Source organism: Actinosynnema sp. NPDC091369, from assembly GCF_044757065.1.
GTDB lineage: Bacteria > Actinomycetota > Actinomycetes > Mycobacteriales > Pseudonocardiaceae > Actinosynnema.
Genome location: NZ_JBIVUG010000033.1, coordinates 1 through 9942, shown reverse-complemented (window position 1 = coordinate 9942; position 9942 = coordinate 1). Strand labels below are relative to the sequence as shown.

Here is a 9942-nt window from a genome sequence, read left to right as displayed (position 1 = left end):
GGAGGCGGTGGTGGTGCTGGCCGCGGGCCACTGGCTGCCGTGGTAGGCGCCCGCGCTGGGGGCCGCGGGTTTCTGGGAACGGGCGGGCGCCCCGCCGGGGGGGGGGGGGGGGCCCCCCCCCCCGTCGACACCCGGCGTGCCTCACCCTCCGCTGTGGACCGTCACGGGGTGGTCCGGTAGCTCTCGGTGTAGTAGTCGCCGAGGCGTTGCCGGTACTCGTCGGCGTCGAACGTGTCCGGGTCGTACTCCGGAGCCTGCCGCACCTGGTCCCGGGTGCGGTCGACGTGGACCTTCTTCGAGCCGTGGTCGACCTTCGCGACCGCGCCGACCGGCAGCACGACCTTGCGGTGCGACGACCACGTGCCCGCGTCGACCAGCAGGCAGTCGGCGGGCACCCGGGCGTTGGACTGGTCGACCTCGCCGATCGCGCCGTCGAGCGCCTCGACCTCGTACCCGAGCAGGCCGATGTCCGGCCGGTCGTGCCGCTCGGGGGACCGGGTGGCCTCACCGGCCTCGGGGGAGTCGGTGTCGCGACCGTCGAGCAGCTCGTCGACGTTGCGCCACACCCACGGCGCGAAGGGGATGGGGAGCGGGTGCATCTCGGCCTCCTTGGTCGGATGGACGACCGGGGAGTACCCGTTCGAGGGACGATCGAGACTTCCGCTTACTTCGTACTCATGATTACTTCAGTGTTGACCGAAATAAATGCTCGATCGCGGCTCGCCTTGCCCGCGTCGACACCAGCGTGGCAACCGACCGTGATGGCACTCGACCTCGTACCGGTGACGTTGGCTTCCCGAACGGGGCGGGGTGGCGATTGACCCGGCTGCCGGGATACCGGCGGTGTAGAAGGGATGGGACCGGTTCCGCGCGGAACCGGGTGCCCCCTCGGGGAAGGTGGTCGCGGAGATGGGCAGCACGCACGATCGACGTGAGGGCAACGGCCACGACGGGATGTCGGCGGACCAGGCGGCGCTGTTCCTGACCGGTGGTCCGGCGGGCAGGCAGCTGCGGGAGAGCAGCCACGAGGCCGGTGGTCCGCGGGAGAGCATGACCACGTCCGCGCCGGTGCTCGAACTGCACGTGTGCATGGGGTTGAACGCCTGCAAGGGGCACGACGAGTCCGGTCAGGCGAAGCTGCCGGGCGCGGGCACCTGCGCCACGGCGCTGCACGTCTGCCACGGCGACAACCAGTGCCGGGGCCAGGGCGGCTGCGGGTACGCGGGCAGCGAGTTCGAGCAGACCAAGCCGGGCGAGCAGTCGTGCAGCGCCAACGGCAGTTGCGCGAGCCCGATCAACGAGTGCCGGGTGGCGTCGGCGGGCCCGTTCAAGGGCACCAGCGTGTGGAAGTTGGCGCGCACCCGGTTCGAGGCGCGCATGTGGGAGGCGGGCGTCGCGTTCGACCCGGCGCCCGGCGCGGGCTACCCGAACGACAAGGTGCCCGACTACGAGACGGATCGCTCGCAGCTCTTCGCCTCCCTGACATCGCGGCCGATCGTGACGGAGCAGGCCGGGAAAGCGGGGAAGGCCGGGAAGGCCCGCAAGACGGGGAAGGCCGGGAAGGCCCGCAAGACGGGGAAGGCGGGGAAGTCGCCGCAAGGCGGGGGGACCGGCGTGCTGCCGCGTTACGTGGGCCGCACCTGATGGCGGCGCCCGTCCGGCTCGGCCTGCCGGAGCTGGGCTTCGGCGTCGGTCTGCGCTCGCGTCACGCCGCCGACGTGCTGCGGGGGCCGTCCGGGGTGGACTGGTTCGAGGTCATCACGGAGAACGTGCTGGACAACGGTGGTTATGCCCGGTACCTGCTCGACCAGGTCGCCGAGCGGTTCCCGGTGGTGCTGCACGGGGTGTCGCTGTCGATCGGGAGCACCGATCCGCTGGACCTGGACTACCTGCGCCGGGTGGGGCGGTTGGCGGGTGGTGTGGGGGCCGCGTGGGTGTCGGACCACCTGTGCTGGACGGGTGTGCTGGGGTTGAACACGCACGACCTGCTGCCGCTGCCGCTGACCGAGGAGTCGTTGCGCCACGTCGTGCGCCGGGTTCGGGTGGCGCAGGACGTCTTGGAGCGTCCGCTGGTGCTGGAGAACCCGAGCACGTACTTGGGTTTCGCGGAGTCGACCGTGTCGGAGTGCGAGTTCCTGGCCCGGTTGGCGGAGGAGTCCGGGTGCGGGTTGTTGCTGGACGTGAACAACGTCTACGTGTCGGCGGTGAACCACGAGTTCGACCCGTACGAGTACGTGCGGGCACTGCCGGCCGACCGGGTCGTGTACCTGCACCTGGCGGGGCACGCGGATCGTGGCACGCACCTGATCGACACGCACGACCGGCCGGTGGCCGATGCGGTGTGGGACCTGTACGAGTTCACGACCGGGTTGCTGCCGTCGGTGACGGCGCTGGTCGAGTGGGACGACCGGGTGCCGCCGTTCCCGGTGGTGACCGCCGAGCTGGCCAAGGCGCGGGAGCGGACGGCTCGTGTCGGCTGAGGGGCTGCGCCGGCTTCAGGGCTGGTTGCAGGGCGCGATCCTGGACCCGGCGGGTGCCGGTGGGGTGGCGGACGTGGTGGTGGGGACGGCGCGGCTGTCGGCGGCGCGGCGGTTGGCGATCTACCAGCGCGGGTACCGCTCGCGGTTGGTCGACTGCCTGGCTGCGCACTACCCGGTGGCGCGGCACCTGCTCGGTGCGGAGCTGTTCGAGGAGTTCGCGGGGGAGTACCTGCGGTCCTGTCCGTCGCGCAGCTACACGTTGGAGGCGCTCGGGGCGGGGTTCGCCGATCACCTGTCCGCCGGTCGGCCGGATGTGGTGTCGGGGGTGCGGGAGCCCTGGATCGACTTGCTGGTCGACGTGGTCCGGTTCGAGCGGGCGTTCGCCGAGGCGCACTCCGCGGGTGGTGCGGAGTTCCGCGAGCCGCCGCCGGCCGCGCCGGGGTCGGGTGAGCGGGGGTGGGCGGGCACGGTGGTGTCCACTGTGGAGTGTTTGAGGTTGGTTCGGGTGGGGTTCCCGGTGCACCGGTTCGCGGTCGCGGTGCGGGCCGGGCAGGACCCGCCGTTGCCGGGTCCGGCGGAGGTCCGGTTGGTGGTGGCGCGCACCGACTTCGTGGTGACCGTGGCGGAGTTCGACGAGCCGCGCTTCCGGTTGTTGGCGGCGTTGCGGTCGGGCACGCCGGTGGGTCGGGCCGGTCGTGACGCGGGGTTGGACGCCGGGGGGACCGACGCGTGCTTGCGCGCCTGGATGGCCGAACGACTGATCGTCGGAATCAACGGAAGGACGTCGCACCGATGACCACCACCCACGCGGTGCCCACGGGGTACCGGCCGCCGAAGGCGGACAAGCCGATCGATTCGGTCGACGAGCTGTTCTCGCACCTGTACGACGCGGCCCGGCTGGAGATGTCGACGATCCCGCTGTACCTGTACGCGGCGTACTCGATCAAGACGGACAACGTGTCGCAGTGGTCGGCGGGGCCGGGCGCGTTCCGGTTGATCAAGAGCATCGTGATCGAGGAGATGCTGCACCTGTCGCTGGTGCGGAACCTGATCGTGGCCATCGGGCGCGGTGACCACATCAGGTTCCGGCACGAGGAGTTCGTGCCGACGTTCCCGTCTCCGATGTTGCACCGGGTGCCGCTGCTGGAGTTGAAGCTGGCGCCGTTGACGACGGAGCTGGTGGCGGACGTGTTCATGCCGCTCGAGCTGCCGGCGAAGGTGGGCGCGCCGGCGGAGTCGGGGGAGTACCAGACGATCGGCCAGTTCTACAAGGCGATCTTCGACGGGTTCCAGCGGTTGTGCGGTGTGGACCCGACGGTGCCGACCCGGTTGGGGCCGCCGGGGGAGCGGGAGCTGGAGCTGTTCCGGCACAACCGGGTGGACTTGCAGTACACCAACACCTATTGGAACGAGGGTGGTGGTGGCGCGCCGATCATCGTGCACGACCTGCACTCGGCGCTCACCGCGATCAACGTGATCGTGGAGCAGGGTGAGGGCATGGACCCGGACCAGCAGGAGGTGCCGATCGATCCGGCGAACCCGGCGCAGGACCTGGCGACGGGGTTGTTCGAGGCTCCGCACTACGTGAAGTTCAAGCGCATCGCCGAGGGTTGGGAGTTGATCGGTGACGTGCACGAGGTGCCGGAGAACCCGCGGGTGGCCGATTACCCGGAGGGGCCGGTCCGGGACCTGGGGCGGTTGGGGTGCGCCGCGTACACCTACGTGCTGGCGCTGCTGGACGAGCTGTACGACACCTCGGGGAACGATGTGAAGCCGGGTGCGACCAGTCCGCGTTACGGGTTGGAGCGCGTTTTCATCGCGGCGATGCAGGGGTTGTTGTTCGGGGTGATCAAGGAGTTGGTGCGGACGCCGATCACCGAGGGGCCTTACCGGGGGATGCAGGCCGCGCCCACGTTCGAGTACTACGAGTTCCCGGAGGGCGTGTCGATGACCCGGCACCTGAAGGAGTTGTGCGAGCGGGTGTTGCCGCACTTCCCGGCGCTGGGCGGGGACAACAGCGTGCTGTGGTTGATCAGCGACCAGATGCCGGAGGACCTCGGCGTGCGCCGCGGCTAGCGGTTCGACGGACCGCGTCGTCCAGGGTGGTCGACGCGGTCCGCGGCGGCGTCACACGGTTTCCGCCCGGGTGAGGACGTTGGACGTCGGGTGCGGGAAGGTGTAGGTGACGTCACCGATCAGGATTTCGAGCACGATCCTTTGGGTGTAGGCGAGGATGTCGTAGTTGTTGCCGCCGTCGAGCGACATGAGCCAGTAGTCCGCGCCGTAGCCGACGATGGCCGCCCGGCGCTTCTCGAAGGGGATGTTCATCACCGCGCCGCCGTTGCCGGTGTCGACCTGGCAGTGGATGTAGTTGCTGATGCCGTGGCCTGCCGCGACGAGGTCGAGGATCGCGGCTTGCAGGGGCAGGGTGATCTGGCCGGTGAGGGCGGGTTGGGGGTTCTGGTAGTTGTCCGGGGTGGCGAGGGTGTCGCCGTACGGGGTGGTGTCGAGGCCGCCGGGGGTCGGCAGGGGCGGGGCTGCCTTGGGGATGAGCGGTGCGAAGAGGCCGTCCTGGCAGTCGCCGAGGGCCAGGACGGAGACGCCGTGCGGCACGGAGATCTGCTTGCAGACCGTCTGGGTCGGGGGTTGTGGTTCGGGGTCGCCGGGTTCGAGGGCGGGGTTGTCCGTCGGGTAGGGGTAGGGGCCGATCTGCTGCTTCTCGGTGTGCAGGTGGAGCCAGGCCCCGTTCTCCTCGTGGACGATGGTGCCGATGCCGGGGCCTTCGGCGAAGCGGATCTGCTGGTCGTAGAAGACCACGTACGGGGACTGCTGGTAGGTGCCGCCCCGGTTGGGCGCCTCGACGGGGCTCGCGATGTCGGTCGTGCCCTTGAACTGGATGGTCTCGTAGTAGGTGAAGTTCTTGAGGATGTACCCGAGGTCCATGCCGTTCTGGGGTGACTGCTGCGGCAGGGGCATGACGTTGTAGGAGTACGGGCTGTTCGGGCCGCCCTTGCCGGTGCCGGGCAGGTCCTGGTTGGTCCAGGTGCCGATCAGGAGTTGTTGGAAGCGTGACAGATCCGCGATCTGTGCCTTGAGTGGCATCGGGCGCTCCAGGTGTGTTCGCCGTCCCCCTTCGAGGCATCGTCGGTCGTGGTCGTCACGCGGTTCAAGGAGACCTCGGGGGTGTCACCCGTCGTGGCATTGCCGTCACACGATCGAAGACGGCGCTGTCGCGTGGTGCGACCGCCGGGTTCAGGTGGTCCAGCGCCAGACCGAGGGCGGGCGGCCGCCCTTGGGCAGGGCGGCGGCGTGCTGCGCGGTGCGTTCCAGGCCGGGGACGCGTTCCATGGTGCGGCCGAGGTTGGCGGGGTAGGGGCGGTCCCCGGTCAGGGACTCGGTGACGTCGAGGGCTTGGGCGGTGGTGAACTCGCGGCCCAGCAGTCCGGCGGTGAACGCGGTGTCGCGCCAGAGGTGGTCGGCCAGGAGGGGGCGGCAGTCGCGGACGATGCGGTTGTGGTCGAACGCGAGCGGTGGGACGTCGGCCAGCGGTGTCCACGTCGGGCCGCCGTCGGTGAGCCGGGCGGGGTCGATGGTGGCCCACAGGGCGATGGAGAGCGTGGGGCCGCGCGGGTCGCGGGACGGTTCGTCGAACGTGGTCAGCTGGCCGGAGGCGGAGATCGCGGCCTCCGGCACGCCGAGCTTGCCGGTGACCGCGCGGCGTGCGGCGTCGCGCAGGCGTTCGCCCTTGCCCAGCAGCACGCCGGGCAGGGCGAGGTCGCCCGCGAAGGGGTCGAGCGCGCGGGGTGCGATGCCGAGGAGCACGGCGCGCGCGGTGGGGTCGAAGCGCAACGCCAGCACGTCCACCGACACCGGTGTCGACTCGATCATGGTGGGATTGTCCCGCACTCAGCGCGGCACGGGTGTGCGCACCGCGTAGTGGGTCCGGTCCGGTCCGGCGCCGGTGATCGCCACCGGTACGCCCAGGTGTGCTTCGAGCCAGGTCACCGGGTCGGGCAGGTCGACGAGGGTCGGTGTGCGGCGGGTGAGGAACGCGGTCAGGTCGGTGTCGGGCAGGGGTCGGTCGTAGGCGGTGGCCACCTTCAGGTCGTGGGCGTCGAGGTGGGTGGCGGCGAGGGCGTCGACGCCGCCGCAGGCGTCGATCGCGTAGCGCAGCAGCACGGCGTCGAGGTGCCCGGCCCGCCACGCGCCCTGGTACCGGCCGGTGTCGTTGTGGCGTTCGGGGAACCGCGCGAGCACCCGGTGGTCCTCGGTGGGGAACGGTCCCGCGCCGTGGCGGGTCTGGTAGGTCCGCGTCACGCCGATCACGGTGGCGTGGCGGTGTCCGAGCAGGGCGCGCGCGTTGTCGGGGGTGACGGTGGACCACGTGGTGTGGGGGTGGAAGCCGCGCCACTGGTCGAGCAGGACGCCCTGCGCGCCTTCGAACACCAGCCGGCCGCGGTCGGCCAGGCGGCCCACCTCGTCGCCGGTGGTGACGCGGACCGCGCCCGCGAAGTCCCGGTAGAGCGCGACGAGGTCGTCCACCGACGGGCCGTCGCCGATCAGCGGCGCGTAGAACCGGGCCAGGGCGTCGAGCTTGGCCCGCAGCACGGCGGGGTGGGCGCAGTCGCCGACCGTGGGCGGTGCGCCCGGCGCGCCGAGGACGGTTTGGCCCTCCACGACGTCGCCGGGTGCCGCGCCGCTGTCGGCGAGCAGCCCGTACCAGGCGGTCTCGCCGATGCCCTTGCCGCACGAGCCGTGCCGGGCGTGGCCGCGGGCGTCCTCGCGGGCCCGGTTGGCGGCGACGTGGATCGGGGTGGTGAGCAGGGCGTCGGCGTCGACGGACAGCAGGCGCAGCGGGTCGGTGACGCCCAGCTGCGCCAGTTCGCGGGACTCGCCGGCCAGGGCGATCGGTTCGACCAGGACGTGCCGGGAGAGGTGGGTCGGCACGCCCGCGAGCGTGCCGGACCCGAACTGGCTGAAGGTGTGGTGCCGGTCGCCGACGACGACGTTGTGCGCGGCCTGCGCGCCGCCGTTGAACCGGACCACCGACGTGACCGGGCCGTCGTGGCACAGCGCGTCGACCACCGCTCCCTTGCCCTCGTCGCCGAACCCGAGGCCGACGACGATGATGTGCCCGTCCATCACGTCAGCGTCACGTCGTCGGGGCCGTCCAGCCGCGGGGGAGCGGTCGTGGTGGCGACGGTCGTGCCGCCGACGTGGACCAGCGCCTTGCCGACGGCCCGGCTCTCGGCGACCGACCCGACCTCGGCCAGGTCGACCATCGCCTGGTCCAGGTCCACGACGCGTTCCTCCATGCCGATGGTGGCGGCGATCAGCTCGCACACCGCGCCGGGGTCGTCGAGCTTGAGGAAGCGCTGGCCGAGCAGGTCGCGCCAGTGGTCGGCGATGTCCTGGTCGTGGTAGTACGACGACTGGTTCGGCAGCACGAAGTAGACGTGCCACTTGCGGCTGAGCTCCCGGTAGATCGAGGCCGGGTCGATGTCCTGCTTGACGTCGTCGCCGATGATGCGGCGGATGTGCCGGGCTTCCAGGCGGGGCTTGTTGAGCTCGTCGCCGATGAGGAACAGGTAGCCCTTGCGGCCGCGCTTCTGCCAGGCGTCGGTGACGACGTGCCGGGCGACGAAGTAGGCGGCGAGCTCGTAGGACTCGCTCTTCTGGCCGCCGCCGTTGCCCTCCAGGAAGATGGTGCGCAGCTGTTCGTCCATGCGGTTGTCCGACTCGAACTGGCCGACCTGAAGTGGCACGCGGTCGCTGTCGGCGTCACCGATGCCGCCGAACATCAGCTGCGGGTCGGTGAGGTAGCCCTTGCGCTGGAGCAGGCCGTGCAGCTTGCCGAGCTTGCGCTGCATGATCTGCGGCACGCGGCCCATCGAGCCGGTGACGTCGAACAGCACCGCGATGGGCGTCGAGTCGGCGTGGTCGGGCGAGTCGCGGCACTCGCGCGCCACCACGCCCTTCGGGTCCAGCGACGGGTCGGCCTTCCACTCCTTCGACGGGCGCGACCGCAGCGCGGCGGTGTAGCCGAAGTCGTCGATGCCCTTGGCGGCGCGGAAGGTCTTGGCCGCCGCGTAGGCGTTGTCGTCCCACTTGCCGTGTCCCATGGTCAGGCTCCTGTTCCGGGGAGGGCGAACGGGCGGAAGGTCCGCTCGCCGTAGAGGTTTTCGAGCAGGTCGTCGTACTCGGTGAGCAGGTCGGCGGCGTCGGGCCGCCGGGTCGGGTCGTCCTGCGTGCAGCCGCGGGCGAACCGGAGCTGCGCGGTTTCGGTGTCGGCCAGGAGGTCCCGCATGAGCGCGTGCGCCATGTGGACGTCGGTGGCCGGGGTGACCGGTCGTCCGTCGTGGACTTCCGGCGGGTAGGCGGTGGTCCGGTCGGTGGCGAGCAGCCGTTCGCCCGCGCTGACGGCGAACGTCCAGCCGGCGAGCACGACGCCGTGCTGCTCGGGGTGGATCAGCACGTTGTCGGCGACGATCGCGCCGTGCACCAGGCCGATCCGGTGCGCGCCCGCGACCGCCCGCAGCAGCCGGCGGTGCATCCAGGCGTAGTCGCGGCCGTCCAGGCCCCGCGGGAACGCCCGCCGCACGTCGGCGAGCGTGACGAACCCGTCCACCAGCGGCGCGAGGACGGTGAACGCGCGGGAGCCGCGGGCCACGTCGCCGGAGGTGTCGACCGGCCGGGGGTAGTAGGGGCGCAGCCAGCGGTGCTCGTCGGTGAAGCGGTCGAGGCGGCGCAGGGCGTCCCACTCGGCGTGCAGCAGCGGGTTGAGCGCGGGGTTGCGCACGACCTTGACCACGTGCGGGCCGTCGGTGCGGTAGACGTTGGCGACGCTGCCGACCGCGTGCCGCTCGGTGATCCGGTAGGTCGCCCGGTCGGTGCGCAGCTCGACGGGCGCCGCGTGCAGCCACTCGTGGTGCAGCCGGGTCAGTTCCGCGGACGCGGCGTGCGCCCTGGTGTCGTGCGGGCCGACGCGGTCGGGGTGCAGCACGGCGGCCAGCTTCAGGTAGAGCCGCTGTGCTTCCTTGCGCCGGCCGGGGTCGGGGTCGACCGGGCCGAACAGGTCGGCCGCGGAGCCCGCCCGTTCGACCTTGTCGAGCGCTTCGTCCCTGGTGAACATAGTTTGAGTCTAGACGACTCAAACCCTCGGTCGGGTGGAATGGGAATGTGTCGCCGGTCACATGGCATGACGTGGATCTTCGGGCTATGGTGGTCGGCGATGTTGTACTTCCTGTGATCATCGGTCCCCCCGCGTTCGCGTCGAGCACCGCTCCGCGAGCGCAGTTCTCCCTTTCTCCGCACCGATGACTCGGCGTGCCCCGCCGAGAACAGGAGTCTGCCTTGCGCACCGCGCAACTAGTGTCCTGCGCCTGAAATTCGTTGAGTAAGTGTAGATTTGTCCGATGGCTCGGACGGGTCGGCCGGTGGCCGCTGTGGTGTTGACCGACGA

General features: G+C 71.0%; 10 protein-coding genes. 4 read left to right on the top strand and 6 right to left on the bottom strand.

The features are described 5' to 3' along the window. Positions 1 to 161: 161 nt before the first annotated feature. Positions 162 to 599, bottom strand: coding sequence for a PRC-barrel domain containing protein (locus ACIQMJ_RS40845; RefSeq protein ID WP_499766390.1), 438 nt, complete (start codon positions 597 to 599; stop codon positions 162 to 164). 310 nt (positions 600 to 909) lie between these two features. Here ACIQMJ_RS40845 and ACIQMJ_RS40840 point away from each other — a divergent pair, with 310 nt between their 5' ends. From ACIQMJ_RS40840 to ACIQMJ_RS40825, 4 genes are read left to right on the top strand one after another with little or no spacing between them, the layout of a single operon-like run. Then, the gene (locus ACIQMJ_RS40840; RefSeq protein ID WP_499766389.1) at positions 910 to 1644 is read left to right on the top strand and encodes a hypothetical protein; all 735 of its coding nucleotides are present in this window, start codon (positions 910 to 912) and stop codon (positions 1642 to 1644) included. Next, a complete protein-coding gene (bufB, locus tag ACIQMJ_RS40835; RefSeq protein WP_499766388.1) occupies positions 1644 to 2480 on the top strand; it encodes an MNIO family bufferin maturase in 837 nt (278 codons plus the stop codon). Before ACIQMJ_RS40840 ends, bufB begins: the two co-directional genes overlap by 1 nt. After that, positions 2470 to 3276: an HvfC/BufC family peptide modification chaperone gene (locus ACIQMJ_RS40830; protein ID WP_499766387.1), complete on the top strand. Its 807-nt coding sequence runs from the start codon at positions 2470 to 2472 to the stop codon at positions 3274 to 3276. Before bufB ends, ACIQMJ_RS40830 begins: the two co-directional genes overlap by 11 nt. Continuing rightward, entirely contained in the window at positions 3273 to 4556 is a 1284-nt protein-coding gene (locus ACIQMJ_RS40825; protein ID WP_499766386.1) for a ferritin-like domain-containing protein, read from the top strand. Before ACIQMJ_RS40830 ends, ACIQMJ_RS40825 begins: the two co-directional genes overlap by 4 nt. A 51-nt stretch (positions 4557 to 4607) precedes the next feature. Here ACIQMJ_RS40825 and ACIQMJ_RS40820 read toward each other — a convergent pair whose 3' ends face one another. The 5 genes from ACIQMJ_RS40820 to ACIQMJ_RS40800 form a co-directional block, all read right to left on the bottom strand. Continuing rightward, entirely contained in the window at positions 4608 to 5582 is a 975-nt protein-coding gene (locus tag ACIQMJ_RS40820) for a heme-binding protein (RefSeq protein ID WP_499766385.1), read from the bottom strand. 150 nt (positions 5583 to 5732) lie between these two features. After that, positions 5733 to 6368 carry an NUDIX hydrolase gene (locus tag ACIQMJ_RS40815; RefSeq protein ID WP_499766384.1) on the bottom strand — a complete coding sequence of 212 codons (636 nt, stop codon included), beginning with the start codon at positions 6366 to 6368 and terminating at the stop codon, positions 5733 to 5735. Positions 6369 to 6386: 18 nt separating this feature from the next. Then, positions 6387 to 7622 carry an adenylosuccinate synthetase gene (locus ACIQMJ_RS40810; protein ID WP_499766383.1) on the bottom strand — a complete coding sequence of 412 codons (1236 nt, stop codon included), beginning with the start codon at positions 7620 to 7622 and terminating at the stop codon, positions 6387 to 6389. Continuing rightward, a complete protein-coding gene (locus tag ACIQMJ_RS40805) occupies positions 7622 to 8602 on the bottom strand; it encodes a hypothetical protein (protein WP_499766382.1) in 981 nt (326 codons plus the stop codon). The genes ACIQMJ_RS40810 and ACIQMJ_RS40805 overlap by 1 nt, the downstream gene beginning before the upstream one ends. A gap of 2 nt (positions 8603 to 8604) precedes the next feature. Then, a complete protein-coding gene (locus ACIQMJ_RS40800) occupies positions 8605 to 9612 on the bottom strand; it encodes a protein kinase family protein (RefSeq protein WP_499766381.1) in 1008 nt (335 codons plus the stop codon). Positions 9613 to 9942: the final 330 nt, after the last annotated feature.